The 17,311-nt window shown below is 70.9% G+C and carries 13 protein-coding genes and 2 pseudogenes; 6 read left to right on the plus strand and 9 right to left on the minus strand.

Annotated features, from left to right (window positions below):
- The first annotated feature begins 193 nt into the window (after nt 1-193).
- Together QJS31_RS11585 and QJS31_RS11590 are read left to right on the plus strand one after the other, a co-directional pair.
- A complete protein-coding gene (locus QJS31_RS11585) occupies nt 194-1,123 on the plus strand; it encodes a ribose-phosphate pyrophosphokinase (RefSeq protein WP_282782723.1) in 930 nt (309 codons plus the stop codon).
- 101 nt (nt 1,124-1,224) lie between these two features.
- A pseudogene (locus tag QJS31_RS11590) lies at nt 1,225-1,878 on the plus strand (DUF4389 domain-containing protein); the annotation flags it as partial.
- A gap of 97 nt (nt 1,879-1,975) precedes the next feature.
- Here the strand turns inward: QJS31_RS11590 and QJS31_RS11595 are convergent.
- The gene (locus QJS31_RS11595; RefSeq protein ID WP_282782725.1) at nt 1,976-2,347 is read right to left on the minus strand and encodes a hypothetical protein; all 372 of its coding nucleotides are present in this window, start codon (nt 2,345-2,347) and stop codon (nt 1,976-1,978) included.
- A 212-nt stretch (nt 2,348-2,559) separates the two neighbouring features.
- On the opposite strand from QJS31_RS11595, the gene QJS31_RS11600 reads away from it, so the two are divergent.
- Nucleotides 2,560-3,384, plus strand: a complete 825-nt coding sequence (locus QJS31_RS11600; RefSeq protein ID WP_306356668.1) for a universal stress protein — start codon at nt 2,560-2,562, stop codon at nt 3,382-3,384.
- Between the two features lie 468 nt (nt 3,385-3,852).
- On the opposite strand, the gene trpA is transcribed toward QJS31_RS11600, so the two are convergent.
- The 4 genes and pseudogenes from trpA to QJS31_RS11620 form a co-directional block, all read right to left on the minus strand.
- Entirely contained in the window at nt 3,853-4,662 is an 810-nt protein-coding gene (gene trpA, locus QJS31_RS11605; RefSeq protein WP_306356669.1) for a tryptophan synthase subunit alpha, read from the minus strand.
- Complete coding sequence (gene trpB / locus QJS31_RS11610) at nt 4,659-5,897, minus strand: tryptophan synthase subunit beta (protein WP_282782731.1); 1,239 nt, start codon at nt 5,895-5,897, stop codon at nt 4,659-4,661. Before trpB ends, trpA begins: the two co-directional genes overlap by 4 nt.
- A 134-nt stretch (nt 5,898-6,031) precedes the next feature.
- Nucleotides 6,032-6,196, minus strand: a complete 165-nt coding sequence (trpM, locus tag QJS31_RS11615) for a tryptophan biosynthesis modulator TrpM (protein ID WP_186000522.1) — start codon at nt 6,194-6,196, stop codon at nt 6,032-6,034.
- Nucleotides 6,197-6,239: 43 nt separating this feature from the next.
- A pseudogene (locus QJS31_RS11620) lies at nt 6,240-6,962 on the minus strand (M23 family metallopeptidase); the annotation flags it as partial.
- A gap of 171 nt (nt 6,963-7,133) precedes the next feature.
- Between QJS31_RS11620 and QJS31_RS11625 the strand changes: the two are divergent.
- Entirely contained in the window at nt 7,134-8,648 is a 1,515-nt protein-coding gene (locus tag QJS31_RS11625; protein WP_306356671.1) for an MFS transporter, read from the plus strand.
- A 13-nt stretch (nt 8,649-8,661) separates the two neighbouring features.
- Here the strand turns inward: QJS31_RS11625 and QJS31_RS11630 are convergent, their stop codons facing one another.
- Genes QJS31_RS11630 through QJS31_RS11640 form a run of 3 tightly spaced genes read right to left on the minus strand, consistent with a single transcriptional unit; the run spans nt 8,662 to nt 14,720 of the window.
- Nucleotides 8,662-9,633: an alpha/beta hydrolase family protein gene (locus QJS31_RS11630; protein WP_029924209.1), complete on the minus strand. Its 972-nt coding sequence runs from the start codon at nt 9,631-9,633 to the stop codon at nt 8,662-8,664.
- A 39-nt stretch (nt 9,634-9,672) separates the two neighbouring features.
- Entirely contained in the window at nt 9,673-10,371 is a 699-nt protein-coding gene (locus tag QJS31_RS11635) for a DUF6875 domain-containing protein (protein WP_282782737.1), read from the minus strand.
- Nucleotides 10,368-14,720, minus strand: a complete 4,353-nt coding sequence (locus QJS31_RS11640) for an amino acid adenylation domain-containing protein (RefSeq protein WP_306356672.1) — start codon at nt 14,718-14,720, stop codon at nt 10,368-10,370. Before QJS31_RS11640 ends, QJS31_RS11635 begins: the two co-directional genes overlap by 4 nt.
- A gap of 239 nt (nt 14,721-14,959) precedes the next feature.
- On the opposite strand from QJS31_RS11640, the gene QJS31_RS11645 reads away from it, so the two are divergent.
- The gene (locus tag QJS31_RS11645; RefSeq protein WP_372341544.1) at nt 14,960-16,171 is read left to right on the plus strand and encodes an Ig-like domain-containing protein; all 1,212 of its coding nucleotides are present in this window, start codon (nt 14,960-14,962) and stop codon (nt 16,169-16,171) included.
- Nucleotides 16,172-16,386: 215 nt separating this feature from the next.
- On the opposite strand, the gene QJS31_RS11650 is transcribed toward QJS31_RS11645, so the two are convergent.
- Nucleotides 16,387-16,809, minus strand: coding sequence for an Hsp20/alpha crystallin family protein (locus QJS31_RS11650; RefSeq protein ID WP_029924201.1), 423 nt, complete (start codon nt 16,807-16,809; stop codon nt 16,387-16,389).
- A gap of 163 nt (nt 16,810-16,972) precedes the next feature.
- Between QJS31_RS11650 and QJS31_RS11655 the strand changes: the two genes are divergently transcribed.
- A complete protein-coding gene (locus QJS31_RS11655) occupies nt 16,973-17,281 on the plus strand; it encodes a MerR family transcriptional regulator (protein WP_282786136.1) in 309 nt (102 codons plus the stop codon).
- Nucleotides 17,282-17,311: the final 30 nt, after the last annotated feature.

Here is a 17,311-nt window from a genome sequence, read left to right on the forward strand (position 1 = left end):
TGTGACCTGCGCCACCATCAAACGGACTGCGGCCACGACCCGGTTCCGAATTTTCGCGCCGCGCACACATGGCCTAGGTCATCGCATCCGGTGGCGATCGGCACTGCTCCACGGCACCGGCCGGGACGGACAGTGAGACGACGGGCGCGGCTCCACGCACCCGGCGCGCATCCGGTGGTTAGGAGGCGGACCCATGTCCTCGCTGCGCATTGTTTCCGGTAGTGCCAACCCGCGATTGGCCGAATCGATCGCCGACGCTCTCGACGTCACCTCCGAGGCATCGGCGGTGGAGCGATTCCCCGACGGGGAGTTGCGGCCCCGGGTGGAGCATGTCGGCGGCCACGACGTGTACGTCGTGCAGCCGACCGCGCCGCCCGCCAACGACTCGCTCATGGAATTGCTGCTGTTGCTGGACGCGTGTCGGCGGGCGCGGGCACGGCGGGTGACGGCGGTGGTCCCCTACCTCGGCTACGTGCGGCAGGATCGGCGCACCCACACCGGGGAGTCGCTCGGCGCGCGGCTGGTGTGCGAGGCCATCGCCCAGGCGGGAGCGGAACGGCTGGTGGTGGTCGATCCGCATACGCCGACCCTGGAGGCCATGTCCCCGATTCCGGTCGAGACGCTGTCGGCGGTACCGCTGCTGGCGTCGCGGCTCACCGCGGGCCGCACCGACCGCACGGTGGTCGTCGCCCCGGATCTGGGGGCCGGTCCGCTGGCCGAACGGTACGCGGCCGCACTCGGCACCTCGGTCGCCATCGTGCGCAAGTTCCGGCAGAGCGGCACCGAGGTCAGCGCCGTGGAACTCATCGGCGATATCGAGGGTCGGCCCACGGTGATCGTGGACGACATGATCGCCACCGGCGCGACCATCGAGGCGGCATTACGCATCCTGCACTATCACGCCCGCGATGTGGTCGTGGCCGCCACGCACGGCCCGCTGCTGCCCGCCGCCACCGAACGGCTGCGGGCACTGGGCCTGCGCCGGGTGCTGGTCACCGACACGGTGGCGCACCGCGATAGCGCCGCCCCGCTGGACGTGTGCTCGGTCGGCCCGCTGCTGGCCGACGCCATCGCACGCCTGCACCAGGACCGACCGCTGGCCGAACTGGCCGCACACCGGTGAGCCCCCCGATCTTCCCATCCGCCATCGACGAAGGAGAAGTCCCGATGAATCCCGAACAGACCGTGCCGGATCGCCCCGCCGCCGCGCCCCCGGACGGTGCGTCCGCCTACCCCGTCCACCTACGCGGCGACCTCGACGAACCGCTCTCCCGGTGGCTGTGGCTGGTGAAATGGCTGCTGGCCATCCCGCACTACATCGTCCTGCTGTTCCTGTGGATCGCGTTCTGGCTGGTCACCGTGGTGGCGGGGTTCGCGATCCTGTTCACCGGCCGCTACCCGCGCCCGCTGTTCGACTTCACGGTCGGCGTCATGCGCTGGTCCTGGCGCGTCCAGTTCTACACCTACGCCGCCCTCGGCACCGACCGCTATCCCCCGTTCACTCTGCGCCCCACCGGCTATCCGGCCGAACTCGAGGTCGAGTACCCCGAAAACCTTTCTCGCGGACTGGTTCTGGTGAAGTGGTGGCTGCTCGCCATCCCCCACTACCTGGTGATCGCCGCCCTGTACGGCGGCGGCGTCACGCTGGGCGACACCGCCGCCGAGAACGGCAACGGCACCACCGTCATCCCCCTCATCGGCATCCTCGTCCTGATCGCCGCCATCGCCCTGTTGTTCACCGCCCGCTACCCGCGCGGCCTGTTCGACTTCATCATGGGCGTGAACCGCTGGTTCTACCGTGTGCTCGCGTACGCGGCGCTCATGCGCGACGAGTATCCCCCGTTCCGTCTCGACCAGGGCGCACGCGAAACCGCCTAGCGGGACTGTCGCGGAACACAACCGGCGGGCCTGCGGGCGCGACGGCAGACGGATGTCCCGGTCGCCTCATCGGTGACCGGGACATCCGCCGCGAGAGCTAGCGACGGTCGTCGGAGGCGGGCTCGTCGGAGGCGGGCTCGCAGCGCCAGGCCAGTTCGGCGAGGCGGCTGCGGTAGTCCGCCGCACCGAGGCGACCGGCCAAACGCTCGGCGAGGAGGGCGTTCTCGACCTTGAGGGCGGGCCAGACCTGCCCGCGGTCGGCCCAGTCGGCGGTGAGTTCCGGGGGGATTTCCATGACCTGCTCCAGCGTCGAAGAATTCTCGGAGAACGGAGAGCGGGCGATTCGCGTCGTGGAGCGGCGGTCATCGGCACCCGAGTACCGTCTCCACCGGGGCTCCACCCATTTCCACCACCCGAACGCCACCACGAGTGCGCTGACGGCGACCAGTGCGATGCCTGTGACAATCATCCTCACTCCTCCCAACCGTCGATCGCGGTCGTGATGGGAGTGAGTGTGCGCCGCCGCCGACACCGCGCGGCAGTGGAATCCGGTCCCCGCCGCATCGACGAAGGTCACCTGTTTCGAGGTCTCACGCATCACGCCGGACCGCAGCCCAACGGTCATCCTGGTAGTGCCGCACCAGCGTTCACTCAAACCGGTCGAGCGGAAATCGAGGCCCGATGGATACCCATGGTGATTCCGGAAGCATCGTCGTCGGTGTCGACGGCTCCGGCACCGCACTCAATGCCGCGCGGTGGGCGGCCTACCTCGCCGAGGCGCTGGACGCACCGCTCGTGATCGCCGCCGCGGGTCCGCATCGACACGGATCCCCGCACGGTGCCGAGCAGGCACGCGGCGCCGCCGAGTACGCGCTGCGCCTGGTCCGCCGCTGCGATCCGGATCTGCCGATCACCACCGAGGTCAGCGCGGACACCGCGCACCGCGTCCTGGTCGACCGCAGTCGCGGTGCGCGAATGCTGGTGGTGGGCGCGCAGACCGCTTGGGACGACCATGTGGTCGGCTCGACCACGATGGCGGTGGCCCGGCACGCGCACTGCCCCGTCGCGATCTGGCGCGGCGTCGCCGGTCGCCCCATCCCGCGGGACAAACCGGTCGCGCTGGGCGTGGACGGCACCGCGCTCAGCGCCGCCGCCGTCGCACTGGGCTTCGACCTGGCCGCCGCCTTCCACGTACCGCTCACCGCCGTCCACTGCTGGCCGCCCGAGCGCATCGCACCGCTCGGGACCGCCCCCGATCGTGCACCCGCCGAACGCGCCGTCCTGACCCAGGCGCTGGCCGCACCCCGCATCACCCACCCCGAAGTGCCGGTCACCGAACTGGCCCTGCCCGCCGTCCCCGGCCCCGCCCTGACCGAACTGAGCCACAACGCCCAACTCCTGGTCCTCGGCACCCGAGCCCGCTCCACCACCGCCGCCGCCCTGTTCGGATCGACCAGCCGCGACCTCCTGCACCACTCCGCCTGCCCGGTACTGCTCTGCCGCTGACCGAACTGTTTCCCGACCGCACTCGTCGCGAGGCACGCCACCGCGCCCACACGCTCGCCCCGCCGCCACAGGCCGCTCGCCTCGCGAGGTCGACGCCACCGAACTGCTCGAGGTGCAGCTGTGCAACTCGGTGGCCCCGTTCATCCTCATCTCGCGCCTGCGCCCGGCCCTGGCCTCCCCCGCGCGCCGCAAGTACACACCCGCGCGTCGTTCGACCGCCACCACACCCACACGTCACCCGCATCGCCACCACACCCACACACCGCTCAACCGCCGCCACACCCACACGTCGCTCGGTAGGCCGCCTCCCCCGCATCGCTTTACCGACGCCTCCGCCGCGTCGCTTTACCGACGCCTCCGCCGCATGCTTCTCGGCCCGCCGCATCCCCCGCCCGGCCGGTGGTGGACGCACGTCCCGGGGCATCGCCTCCGCGCACGGTTGCGGCACCATGCACGGAGGCGATGTGGTCAACCACGCATACCCACCGCGAGTTCGCGCACGAGCTCCCGGACGGCCGCGCGTCCGGCGCTCGCGTCGGGCGCGTCGAGGGCAGCGCGCACCAGGACGGCTCCGACGACCACACCGTCGGCGTAGGACGCGACCGCGGTGGCACGCGCGGCGTTCGTGATGCCGATGCCGACGCAGACGGGCAGGTCGGTGGTGGTTCTGATGCGGCGCACCAGCTCGGCGGCGGTGTCGCCGAGGGATCCGCCGGAGCCGGTGACGCCCATGAGCCCGGCGGCGTAGACGAAACCCGTTCCCACGGCCGCGATCTCACGCAACCGCTCGGTGGTGGTGCTGGGTGCGACCACGAAGACGGTGGCGAGGTCGTGGGCGGCCGCGTGGGCACGCCACCGGGCGGATTCCTGGACGGGCAGGTCGGGCAGCACGCAGCCCGCACCGCCCGCCGCGGCCAGTTCGGCGGCGAAGCGCTCGATCCCATAGCGGGAGATCGGATTCCAGTAGGACATCACCAGCACGGGTTTGCCGGTGGCGCGGTGGGTCTCGCGTACGGTGCGCAGGACGTCGCGGATGCGGGTGCCGCCGCGCCGGGCGATCTCGGCGGCGGTCTGGATGGTCGGGCCGTCCAGCACCGGATCACTGTGCGGCAGGCCGATTTCCATGATGTCGGCCCCGCTGTCCAAGGCCGCCGTGATCGCGGCGATACCACCGTCGACGGTCGGGAATCCGGCGGGCAGGTAGGTGACAAGCGCGGCCCGGCGCTCCCGTTTCGCCCGGGCGAGCGTATCGGTCAACAGCTGGATGTTCCCGCTCATCGCCGCTCCTCCCCCACCTGGTGCATGCCGAAATAACTTGCGGCGCTGTCCATATCCTTGTCGCCGCGTCCGGACAGGCTCACCAGCAGCACGCCGTCCGGACCGAGTTCCCGCCCCACCTCGAGCGCTCCGGCGAGGGCGTGCGCACTCTCGATCGCCGGAATGATGCCCTCGGTCGCGGACAGCAGCCGGAAGGCGTGCATGGCGGCGGCGTCGGTGATCGGGCGATATTCGACACGGCCGCTGTCGTGCAGGTGCGCGTGTTCGGGGCCGACGCCCGGATAGTCGAGTCCGGCGGAGATGGAATGCGCCTCGGCGATCTGCCCTTCGTCGTCCTGGAGGACATAGGAGCGCGAGCCGTGCAGGACGCCGGGCTCACCGGCCGTCAGGGTGGCCGCGTGCCGCCCGGATTCGACACCGTGACCCGCTGCCTCACAACCGATCAGACGCACAGCGTCGGCGAGGAAGGGGTGGAAGAGCCCGATCGCGTTGGAGCCGCCGCCCACGCACGCGACGGCCGCGTCGGGCAGCCGTCCGGTCCGCTGGAGCAGCTGACGCCGCGCCTCCACCCCGATCACCCGCTGGAAGTCGCGGATCATGGCGGGGAAGGGATGCGGCCCGGCGACCGTGCCGAAGATGTAGTGCGTGCTGTCGACGTTCGCGACCCAGTCCCGGAAGGTCTCGTTGATGGCGTCCTTCAGGGTGCGCGACCCGGTGGCGACCGGAACGACCCGCGCGCCCAGCATGCGCATCCGCGCCACATTGAGCGCCTGCCGCCGCATGTCGACCTCACCCATGTAGACGGTGCAGTCGAGGCCGAACAGCGCACCGGCGGTGGCGGTGGCCACCCCGTGCGATCCGGCACCGGTCTCGGCGATGACGCGGGTCTTGCCCATGCGGCGCGCGAGCAGCGCTTGCCCGAGCACATTGGTCACCTTGTGCGAACCGGTGTGGTTGAGATCCTCGCGTTTGAGGAAAATCCGTGCCCCGCCCGCGTATTCGGCGAACCGGCGTGCCTCGGTGAGGGCCGTTGGTCGTCCCGCGTAGTCGGCGAGCAGGCGCTCCAGTTCGTCGACGAAGGCGGGGTCGGCCTTGGCCTTGTCGTATTCGACGGCGACCTCGTCGACGGCGGCGACCAGCGCCTCCGGAACGAAGATACCTCCGTACCCACCGAAATATCCTGTGGGGCCGGGGAATTGGTCCGGCGGTGCCGGAAAGAAGTACTGGCTGTCCATATCGGCATGCTCCTGAGCCGGGAGCGGCGTCCCGGTGTCCGTGGCGGAAGGGTCACGAGAACGCGCCGCGCACGGCGAAAGCACACCCGATGACATAGGGAGAGCCGACGGGGCCGGGCAGCGGATGGCTGCCCTCAGATACCCCGTCCGATGCGCGGCGCGCCGAGCCATCGCATCCCGTCGACCTGGCCGGGCTCGGCGCCGATCACGAACCGCACCCGCCGTCCGTGCACCCGCCGCGCGGGCGCCCGGCAGCCGCGCGGGCGGCATCCGGGGGCGAGGCGGACGGCAATGGACATGGTTCTGAGCCTAACCCATGCGAGAGCGGCCCGGTATGCGGACTCAGTCGCGCTCGGGTCCGAGGGAGATGCCGCGACTGGCCAACCACGGCAGGGGGTCCACCTTGTCGGAGCCGTTGAGCCACACCTCGAAATGGCAGTGCGGTCCGGTGGAGAAGCCGCGGTTGCCGACCGTGGCGATCTGGTCACCGGCCAGCACCGGCTGCCCTACCGATACGGTGGTCGTATCGACGTGGCCGTAGACGGTGATGGTGCCGTCGTCGTGCAGCAGGCGCACCCACATGCCGAAACCGGAGGCGGGTCCGGCGCTGATCACCACCCCGTCCTCGACGGCGTAGATGGGCGTTCCGATCGGCGCGGCCACATCCACGCCCAGGTGCTGTGCGCCCCAGCGCATCCCGAAGCCCGAGGTGAACACGCCGTCGGCGAATTTCACGAACAGCGGCCGCAGACCCGCCGTGGCCCGCGCCTCGGCGTCGGCGGCGAAGTGCCGCCCGTGCTCCAGAATCGCCTGGAATTGCGAGAGGTCTTCCACCGGCGGGTCGTTCAGGACTTCCGGGAAGTGCGCATCGGTGCCGGTGTGCTGGGCGGGCGGCAGTCCGGCGATCTCCTGGGCGTGCACGCCGGTGTCGAGGCGTTCGCGGGCCGCGGCCTCCTGCATACCGGCCTGCGCGGCCGCGACCGCCGCACCGAGCGCCACCGCCACCACCACGGCCCGGCCCTTCAGCACGCCGATGGGCGAGGGTTTGCGATGTCGGCCCGGCCGCCGCGGCGTTCGGGCATGGTCCTGGGAATCCCTGAAAGCGCTGTCCCGCAACGAAACCGAACCCTCCTACCCGACCCGCTCCACGTAGGCGTTACCGCAGCGCCCCCGCCCCTTCCCGCCACCGGTCACGCCTGACCTTGATTCGGGTGCGAGACCCTACCACCCGAACCTGTGAAGCCCGGGACCACGAAAAACAGCTACCTGGCCGCAATTCGACTCCGACGCACGGATAACAGCCCTGACTGCCACTATGCTGGCCCCATCGACACTCCGCAGGGTTACCAGAAATTCGCCATCGGCGAGCGGGCTGACGGCGACACCGCGGCGTGGCTGTCCTTCACCGGCTGTCTGATCGCGGTGTTCATGCAGATGGTCGACGGCACCATCGTCACCACCGCCCTGCCCAGCATCACCGCGGACCTGTCGGCCTCACCTCGGGCGCAGCTACTGGTGGTGTCGGGGTACGCGCTGGCCTTCGCATGCACCCTGCTCACCGCCGCGCGACTGGGTGAGCTGCTGGGACGGCGCAGGCTGTTCCTCGCAGCCACGGCGGCGTTCACGGCGGCCTCGGTGTGGTGCGGAATCTCGGGCAGCGCGGCCGAACTCGTCGCGGCCCGGGTGGTGCAGGGCATCGCCGCGGCCGGGATGGCGGCCCAGACCATCGCCATCGCCACCGCCAGCTTCCCGCGGGCCCGGCTTCCGCAGGTCTTCGCCGTATACGGCGCGGTGGCCGGATTCGCCGGAATGCTCGGGCCGATCTTGGGCGGGGCGCTGGTCACCGCCGATCCGTTCGGACTGGGCTGGCATGCCATCTTCCTGATCAACCTGCCGCTGGGGCTCGTCACCTTCGCGCTGGCGCTGCGATATCTGCGGCTGGGCCGCCCACCGCAGCGCGAACGGCTCGACCCGGGCGGGGCGGCGCTGTCCACCGCGAGCCTGTTCGCTTTGCTCTGGGCGCTCACCGATATCCAGCAGCACGGGTGGCGGCCGGCGCCGCTGGCGCTGATCGCGGTGGCCGTGGGCGGTGTGGCCGCCTTCCTCGTACAGCAGCGGCGGGCGGCCGCACGCGGGAATCCGCTGGTGCGCTTCGACCTGTTCGCCGATCGCGGCTTCCGCCTGGGTTCCGGACTGGTGACCGTGTTCTTCGGCCTGTTCACGGCCTTCGTCTTCGCGGTGTCGATCACGCTGCAGGAGGTGCTGCGGTTCACGCCGTGGCGCACCGGGGTGCTGATGACGCCGTTCGCGGTGGGCGCCTGCGCGGGCGCGCTGGCCTCGCCGATGCTGGTGCGGCGCTGGGGAGTTCGCGTGCTGGCGGCGGGGATCATCGGCTTCGGGGTGTGCGTGGCGGTCGGTGCGGTCTACCTGTGGCTGACCGCCGGGGCGGTCTCCGTCCCGCTGGTGATCGGCCCGGTCCTCCTGGCGGGCTTGGGCGTGGGCGTGTTCTGTGTACCGCTGCAACCGGTCATGCTGTCCCGGCTGGCGCAGCGGCAGCTGGATTCGGCCTCGGGTCTGCTGCCGACCATCGAGCAGATCGGCAATGCGCTCGGGCTCGCGCTGCTGAGCGCGGTGTTCTTCCGCGCGCACACGCTGTCGGGCAGTGTCTCCATGTTCACCGCCATCGCGGTGGTGGCGGTGGCCACGGGGGTGGCGACCCTCGCGCTGCCCGAACCTCCGGACCGACGCTAGGCCGCCACGCCCGCTACACGCCGAGCGCCGCGGCGAACAGCGGCCAGGAATCGTGCAGATCGTCCTGCCAGTACGGCCAGGCGTGGGTGCCGTTGCGGCGCACCACGGTGGCCGGAATGCCCAGGGCGGCCAGGCGATCGGTCAGGGAGTTGGTGCAGCTGCGCACCACCGATTCCATGCCGCCGCCGACCAGCAGCCGGTCCGCGAGCCGACCGGCGTCGCCGCCGATGGACGGATCGGTCAGGGTGTCGTGCACCCCGGCCCCGCCATTGCCCGACGAGATGTAGAGCGCCACACCGCGCAACCGCTCGGCATTGACCACCGGATCGTGCGCCGCCCAGGCCGGATGGTCGCCGCCACCCCACATATTGTCGGCATTCGCGCCGAACAGCCGCAGCTGCGAGTGCACATACGCGCGGGCCAGCGGGTCACTGGTGCGCGGGCATCCGCTGTAGGAACCCACGGCCTGGTACCGGCCCGGGGCCTCGATGGCCAGGTTCAACGCCGAGGTCGCCGACATGGATGTGCCCGCGACGGCATTGCGGCCGGTCATATCGAAGTGGTTCTCCAGCAGCGGCGGCAGTTCGTCGATGAGGAAGGTCGACCACTTGTTGCGGCCCAGGACCGGATCGTCGGCGACCCAATCCGAATAGTAGGAGGCGTGTCCGCCGATCGGCTGAATCACATTGACCGGTTTGTCGGCGAAGAACTGCGCGACATCGGTGCGATTGGTCCACGGACCGCCCGTTTCGCCGCCGTCGACGGCATTGAGCAGATACAGCGCGGGCGCGGGATGACCCGGATGCGATACCCACACCGGAATGGTCCGATTCATGGCGGCCGAATAGACGACGACTTCGAATTGCCGCCCGCCGAGGGGACGCACCTCGACGATCACGGATCCGGGATCCGCGGTGGCGGGTATCGGCAATAGCACAGCGAATACGGCGAACAGGACAACCAGACAGCGCGTGAGCCGGTGCATGACTGGGATTATCCCTTGTTCAAGACCGATTGTGTGTGATCAACGGGCATGTTCGTCGGCGGAATGCACGCGCAGATCGGTGATATCGCCCGCCGCCCGGCCGGACACCAGCATTCGCTCAGCGACCGCCCACCGCAGTGTGCGCGGCAGATCCGGGGCGAATCGGGTGAAGTACGCGTAGAGCCAGTCGGTTCGGGCCACCAGGAAGGGAAAGTCGGTGCTCATCATCGGACGCAGCACCAGCATGGGCACCGGGGCGTCGAGTGGATGGAAATCGCGATTCCACAGTCCCGGTACCGGGCAGCCGGGATAGAACTGTCCCAGCATCAGCCCCTGCCCGACGATCTCGGTCTTGCGTGCCGCGTGCACGGCGTCGATCAGGTCGTAGCGGGTCAGGTCCGGAAAGAGCGTGATGAGGGTCGAACGCGCCGGCTCGGACGGATTCTCCTGCCGCAGCGCGCGATACACCTCGAAGGCGTCGTCGAGCACACGGTGCATCCGCTCCTCGGTCAGTCCGTCCCCGCCGGATGCGCAACCGGCCCACACCACCTGCCGATCGGCACTGTGCCGCACGAAGGGGCACACCGGTCCGGGACGACCCAGTTCGGGATGCGGCTGGGCCAGATGATCGGCCATCCAGCCGACCAGCGCGGCGGCGGCCGGACCCTGCCGCTCCCATGCCTCGGGATCGGCGTACACATTCCACCAGTGCACGCCCGAGCGTGGCCCGCTCCTCATCGGGAGTCCGCACCGTCGAGGTGAGCGGCCAGTATCGGACCGATGGCGGCGACGACGTCGGCATTGCACAGTTGCGCGTGGGTGGCGTCCACGGGGTGTTCGACGAGAGCGCCGGTGACGTGCGGACGCCACATCCGCGCGTCGAGTCCGGCGGTCATGCCGCGGGTCGCCGAGAAGTACAGCAGGTCGCCGTCGAAGACACCGGGACGGTAGCCGTGCGACAGGCGGACGCCGTCGACATAGCCGCGATGCAGGCGGGTCAGCTGCTCGGCGGTCAGGCCGGTGCCGAAAGAAGCAGCGGCGGAGGCTAATTCGGCAGCCGCTTCGGCGGCGGTGAGATCGGGGAGTTCGTCGGCGTCCTCGGGTTCGTCGCCGAGCAGATGGGTGAGCAGATCGCGCATGCGCGGCGCCGGTGGTGGCGGCATGTCGTCGGGGAAGTCGATGCTGTCGAGCATGGCGAGGGTGGCGACGTCCGCCCCGCGCGCCCGCAGCCGCACGGCGACCGCGTGCGCGATCTGCCCACCCAGCGACCAGCCCAGCAGGTGGTAGGGGCCGTCCGGCGACACCCGCACGATCTCGGCCGCATACCCGTCGGCCAGTTCGTCGACGGTCGCTCCGGCGCGCGGTTCACCCGACAGGGTCAGCGCCTGCAACCCGTAGACGGGGCGGTCGGGAAGCTGCCGGGCCAGACCGGAATAGCACCAGGCCAGGGGGACCGCGGAATGCACGCAGAACAGCGGCGGCCGGGTGCCGCCGCGACGCAGGGTGAGCACCGCGCCGAGCGCGTCGTCGGTGGCGGCGCCGCCCTCGTGCTCGTCCAGGCGGGCGGCCAGTTCCCGTACGGTGGGGGCGGTGTAGAGCCAGCGCACGGTGACCGGCAGGCCGGTGGCGGCGGCCAGATCGGCCGAGAGTGCCACGCCCAGCAGGGAATCGCCGCCCAGCTCGAAGAAGTCGTCGTCGAGACCGACGCGCGCGGCCCCGGTGATCGCCGCGAACCGTTCGGCGACGAGTCGCTGGGACTCCGATTCCGGTGTGCGGTAGGGCCGCTGCGGCGTCGGCGGTGGGGGCAGCGCGGAGCGGTCCACCTTGCCGTGCGCGGTCACCGGCAGCTCGTCGAGTTCGACCAGTTGCGCGGGAATCAGTGCGGCGGGCAGCAGTTCGCGCAGCCGCCCGAGAATGTCGGCGTGGTCGAGCCGGAGTCCGGGAGCGGCCACGATATAGCCGATCAGTCGGATACCGCCCGGCCCGTCGTGCGCGGTGACCGCCGCCTGCGCGATGTCGGGCAGGGCGGTGAGCGCGGCCGCCACCTCCGCCGGTTCCGCGCGGCGGCCGCGCACACTCAGCTGATCGTCGACGCGACCGAGGAATTCGAGCGCACCGTCGGCCGCCACCCGCACCAGGTCGCCGGTGCGGTAGACGCGGTCCCCGTCGCCGAACGGATCGGCGACGAAACGCTCGGCCGTCGCTCCCGGACGGCCGAGATACCCCTGCGCCACGCCGGGTCCGCCCAGGTACAGCTCACCGCGCCCGCACGGCGGTGCCGGACGCACCCGCTCGTCGAGAATCAGTGCCCGCACTCCCGGCAGCGGCGGCCCGATCGGCACCGGACCGTCGGCGGTGAGCGCCCCCGATTGAGTTGCCATGACCGTGGTTTCGGTGGGGCCGTAGCCGTTGAACAGTCGCAGCGCCGGACCCCAGCGCCGCACCAGCTCGGCCGGGCAGGCTTCGCCGCCCACCACCGCCACCCGCAGTAGCGGAACCTGTTCCGGAGTGATGGTCGCCAAAACCGCCGGGGTGGTGAGGAAGTGGGTGATGGCGGCCCGGTGCAACAGTGCGGCCAGATCGGCCCCGGCCACCACGGCGGGCGGTTCGATCACCAGCCGGGCACCGGCGGCGAAGGCGGCCAGCAACTCCAGCAGATGCGCGTCGAACGACGGGGCATGCGCGTGCAGAATGCGCGAATCCCGCTCCACCCCATAGTGTTCGACAATGTGGTCGGTGAGTGGACCGAGCCCGCGGTGGGTGACGAGCACCCCTTTCGGGGTGCCGGTGGTGCCCGAGGTGTAGATGAGGTACGCCGGATGATCCCGGCGCAGCGGCCGGATCCGGTCGGCGTCGGTGACGGGCGCGCCGGATCGCCGCCGCACCCGCGCGACCGTATCCGCATCGTCGAGAACCAGCCAAGCCGGTCCCGACGGCAGCACATCGCGCGCGGATGCCACCGTCAGCCCTTGGCGCGCAACGGAATCCGCCACTACGGTCGCCAGCCGTCGCGCCGGATCGTTCGGGTCTACGGGTGCGAACGCCGCTCCGGTCTTCGCCACCGCCCACAGGGCGAGCACCGACTCGGCCGATCGCGGAATCGCCACGACGACGACAGTGCCCGGCCCCGCGCCGGATTCGATGAGTTCCCGCGCCCAGCACGACGACAGCCGGTCCAACTCGCGATACGTCCACGCACGGTCACCGTCCTCGACCGCGACCGGATCGCACCGTAGAGACACAGCCCGGTGGGCCGCCTCAGCACCGGCGCGGCGCGGCATGTCCCCAGCACCGTCGGCAGGGACACACGCCGCTCCTTCAGCACCGAGGAAACCACCCGCATCCCGGTCACCTCCGACCGGACCGCGCGCCACCGCGCCGCCCACACGGCTCTGCCCATCCCCTCCGCCCCCGGCCGGCCCGCGCTCACCCACGCCGCCCCCGACAGAGCCGCGCACGCCTTCGACACCCCCGGCCGACCCGCGCTCACCCACGCCGCCCCCGACAGAGCCGCGCACGCCTTCGACACCCCCGGCCGGCCCGCGCTTACCCACGCCGCCCCCGACAGAGCCGCGCACGCCTTCGACACCCCGAGCATGCCCCGCCGCGGCTGCGCCGGGAATCGCGTCCCCTCCCGCATCGTCATCGATCAGGCCGGCGCGCAGCAGGTCCGGCAGCAGGCGATCGGCGCGCACCGCTGCCGGTTCCGGGCGCGCGTGCGCGGGATCCAGGCTTCGTACCGGCCGTTCCGGGTCGGTGAGGAAGCGGTCGAGATAGTCCAGGAAACCCCGATGGTGCGCGGCCAGGGCGTCGGCGGAGTACAGCTCCGGATTACCCTGCATGCCAATGGTGATGGAGCGGTCGTCAGGGCCCAGCTGATAGCCGTTGACCAGCAGATCCTCCACCGGTCCGAGCGCCAGCAGGTGCACGTGCGCGGTGAGCGCGCCCATGCGCAGGGGTTCGGTGGCGCCGAGCATGTTCACCACGGGGCCGAAACCGCCTCGTACGGTGTGGTTCTCGCCGCGGTCGCGCTGGATGTCCTCGTACCGGTAGCGCTGATGCCGCAGCGCCCCCACCAGCCGCGCCCGCACCCGCTCGACCGCCTCCGCCACGGTGGCGTCGCGAAAGTCGCCGATTCGCAGCGGAACCACATTGGATACCGATCCGGCCGAGCGGCGCAGCGCTGCGGTCGGCCGGGCCGCCACCGGCAGCGAGAGCAACACCTGGTCCGACCCGGTCATGGCGGCCAGGTAGCAGGCGAAGGCCGCGATGGCCAGTTCGGGGAAGGTGTAACCGCCCTCCCGGAAGACGGTGAGCCGATCCGCCGTGGACGGTGGCAGCGTGGCCGCCACCCGGTGCGGCGGTCGCGGCCGGGTGGCCGCGCGGCCCGCCAGCCGCACCGGTTCGCCCAGGCCCGCCACCTGTTCGGACCAGTACTCCCGGTCGGCGCGGGCACGGGGGGAATCCGCGTAGGACCGCTCCGCTTCCAGTAGCTCGGCGATGGTCAGCGGGCCGTGCGGCGAATGCGCCGACGGCGCGGACACGTCCTCGGCATCGTCGGCGGCGTACAGCTCGACGGTCCGGCGCAGCAGCACCGCCGCGCCGATACCGTCCAGCACGATGTGATGGCTGCGCAGATACAGCAGATGCGTATCGGGCTGCACCCGCAACAGCGTGGCGACGGTCAGCGCATCGGTGTGCAGATTCAGCGGCGCGGTGTGGTCGCGCTCCATCCGCTCCCGGGCGACCACGACCGGGTCGGCGTCCGCGGTGAGGTCCGCGTAGCCCATCGGCGCGAAGGCGTCCGGATCCAGGAACTGCCGGGGATGACCGTCCACGATCCGGAACCGCACGTGCGGGGACTGCAACTCCCACGCCGCCCGCGCCGCGCACTCGCGCAGCCGCTGTTCCCGCAGCGGTCCGCGCAGCTCCAGGTACATGGCGACGGTATTGGGCACCTCCGGATACAGCTGCTGTGCCACCCACCAGCGCAATTGGGCCACCGACAGCGGCAGGTCGGTCGGCGCGACCCGGGGTGTCGCCGCGGCGGACCGTGACAGCTCCACGTCTCCATCGGCTCGCGCCAACGTGCCTCCTCACCCCCGAGCAGCAGTGTTCGAACCGTCCCGCTGGCAACCTACGGCATGGACCGGCCGCGACCGGGGAGGAACCGCCGTGCCGCCCCGGTTCGGGTGGAGTCGCGTGGGTCAGGTGACCTGGCGGTCGAGGAACGGTGTCGGTTGCGCGACGGAACGGTGGAGTCACCGCACGTCGGCACGTCGGCGGGCGCGCCGTGCTCGATGCTGGCGCGGAGACGGACCCGACGATGGGGAGGTGCGCGGTGGGAGTGCGACGGCGTGAACTGCTGGTCGGGCTGGCCGGTGCGGGCGGGCTCGCCCTCGCGGGGTGTGCCCGCCCGCCGGAACCGGCACCGCCGCCGGTGCCCGCCGCCGTCGGCTTCGATCCGCCACCGGATGCCCGCGATGTCGACGCCCGCTCCCCCGGCCGGGTCACGGTCACCGACGGCACCGTGCGCTCGGTGGAGTGGGTCGACGAGACGGGCCGCCCACTGCCGGGCGCACCGGCACCCGACAACCGTTCCTGGACGAGCACGGAACCGCTCGGCTACGGCCACACCTACACCGTGCGGGCGGTGGCCGACGGCGCCACCGGCGCGGTCACCGCCACCGCGACGTGCGCCACGGTGGTGCCCGATCGACTGGTGGACGTGTCGCTGCGCTCCGGGAATCTGGTCGAGCTCACCGAGAACGACGTCTACGGTGTCGGTTTCGTCCTCGCCGCACGTTTCGACGAGCCCGTGGACCGCGCGGCCGCCGAACGCCACCTGCGCGTGGTCACCGAACCGGCCGTCACCGGCGCCTGGTACTGGCTCGACGACCGCAACGCGCACTGGCGGCCCGAGCACTACCACGCGCCCGGCACCCGGATCACCGTCGCCGCCGACCTCTTCGGCGCACCGCTCGGCGACGGCGCGTACGGCCTGCGCGATCAGCGGGTGTCGGTGCACATCGGCCCCGCCCACGTCGCCATCGCCGACGATGTCACCAAACAGATCGAGGTCTTCGACAACGGCGCCCTGGTGCGCACCATGCCGACCTCCATGGGCATGGGCGGCACCGCGGTGGTCGGCGGTACGGTGCTGTCCTTCTGGACCCGTCCCGGCACCTATACCGTGCTGGACCGCCACCACCCGGTGACCATGGACTCCTCCAGCTACGGCCTGCCCGTCAACTCCCGACTCGGCTACCGCTCGACCATCGACCACGCGGTCCGCATCAGCCACGACGGCATCTTCGTCCACGCCCTCGCCGACAGCATGTGGGCACAGGGCAATACCAATGTCTCCCACGGCTGCCTGAACCTCTCCCCCGCAGACGCCGCCTGGTTCTACGACTTCGTCGTCCCCGGCGATGTCGTGGAGGTCCGCAACACCGGCGGCGACCCCCTCGACATCTGGCAGGGCGGCGACTGGACCATCCCGTGGCCGCACTGGCTACGCGGCGGCGCGAGCGCCTGAGAGTCGGGCAGCCGGGTCGTCAGGCGGCGGGCTCCGGTCGGCGGATCGGATTCATGACAGTGGCCCACCACGAGTCCAGGGGGCTGGGTTCGGGCCAGTGCACCACCTCTCCGGAATCGGTTGCGGCCGTGCCTGTTCGGCGCACGGCCGCGGTCCAGGGCGAACGGTCGAGACGACCGCGGGCACCAGGCATCGCTGTCATGGCGCCTCGCTGATCAGGCGTTGATGGCCTGGTGCTCGCGATCGTGGCGGGTGACCTCGATCTTGCGGGGCTTGGCCTGTTCGGCGACCGGGATGGTCAGCCGCAGCACGCCGTCGCGGTAGTCGGCCTGGATGCGGTCGGTGTCGAGGTTCTCCCCCAGGAACAGCTGGCGGCTGAAGACGCCGCGGGTGCGTTCGGCTGCGATCATCGAGCGGCCCGCGTCCAGTTCCGGACGGGAGGCGCGCACGGTGATCACATTGCGCTCGACGTCCAGGTCGAGGGAGTCCGGGTCGATGCCGGGCAGGTCGAACTCCACGAAGAACTCGTCACCGTCGCGCCAGGCATCCATCGGCATCACGGCCGGTCGGGCTGATGTGCCGAATACCTGCTGCGTCAGTCGATCCAGGTCACGGAAGGGATCGGTACGCATCAGCATGGTCGCCACCTCCAACTCACTCCATTCTCGATCGAAGAGTTATCAGATAATCTCTGTCATCTGACAGAGATATTATTTAGCACTCCGGCCATGAGAGTGCAAGACGGGTGGAGAGGTAATCTCGAGGCAGGTGATCATGCGGGAGAACGGGGAGACGAACAGGATGCTGGGGCGCGAGCAGGGCCACTTTCCGCCGTCGGGACAGGCGGTGTACGCGATCTCGGTGGCCGCCGAACTCTCCGGCGTCGGGGTGCAGACCTTGCGCCTGTACGAGCAGCACGGACTGATCGCCCCCGCTCGCAGTGCCGGGGGCACGCGCCGCTACAGCGGTGACGATCTCGCCCGGCTGGCCCGCATCATCGCCCTGGCCGGCGAGGGCATCAACCTGGCCGGGATCGGACGCATCCTCGATTTGGAGGACGCCAACTCCGCCCTCACCGCCGAACGCGACCGGCTGCGCGACCAGCGGTAACGGGCGGGACCCGGGATACGGACCGGACCC

This window comes from Nocardia sp. CC213A (genome assembly GCF_030766805.1).
GTDB lineage: Bacteria > Actinomycetota > Actinomycetes > Mycobacteriales > Mycobacteriaceae > Nocardia > Nocardia otitidiscaviarum.

Bases quoted from the DNA above. Each gene is read 5' to 3' on its own strand.
- QJS31_RS11585 (WP_282782723.1), top strand. From the start codon at position 194: ATGTCCTCGCTGCGCATTGTTTCCGGTAGTGCCAACCCGCGATTGGCC.
- QJS31_RS11595 (WP_282782725.1), bottom strand. From the start codon at position 2,347: ATGATTGTCACAGGCATCGCACTGGTCGCCGTCAGCGCACTCGTGGTG.
- QJS31_RS11600 (WP_306356668.1), top strand. From the start codon at position 2,560: ATGGATACCCATGGTGATTCCGGAAGCATCGTCGTCGGTGTCGACGGC.
- trpA (WP_306356669.1), bottom strand. From the start codon at position 4,662: ATGAGCGGGAACATCCAGCTGTTGACCGATACGCTCGCCCGGGCGAAA.
- trpB (WP_282782731.1), bottom strand. From the start codon at position 5,897: ATGGACAGCCAGTACTTCTTTCCGGCACCGCCGGACCAATTCCCCGGC.
- trpM (WP_186000522.1), bottom strand. From the start codon at position 6,196: ATGTCCATTGCCGTCCGCCTCGCCCCCGGATGCCGCCCGCGCGGCTGC.
- QJS31_RS11630 (WP_029924209.1), bottom strand. From the start codon at position 9,633: ATGCACCGGCTCACGCGCTGTCTGGTTGTCCTGTTCGCCGTATTCGCT.
- QJS31_RS11635 (WP_282782737.1), bottom strand. From the start codon at position 10,371: ATGAGGAGCGGGCCACGCTCGGGCGTGCACTGGTGGAATGTGTACGCC.
- QJS31_RS11645 (WP_372341544.1), top strand. From the start codon at position 14,960: ATGGGGAGGTGCGCGGTGGGAGTGCGACGGCGTGAACTGCTGGTCGGG.
- QJS31_RS11650 (WP_029924201.1), bottom strand. From the start codon at position 16,809: ATGCTGATGCGTACCGATCCCTTCCGTGACCTGGATCGACTGACGCAG.
- QJS31_RS11655 (WP_282786136.1), top strand. From the start codon at position 16,973: ATGCTGGGGCGCGAGCAGGGCCACTTTCCGCCGTCGGGACAGGCGGTG.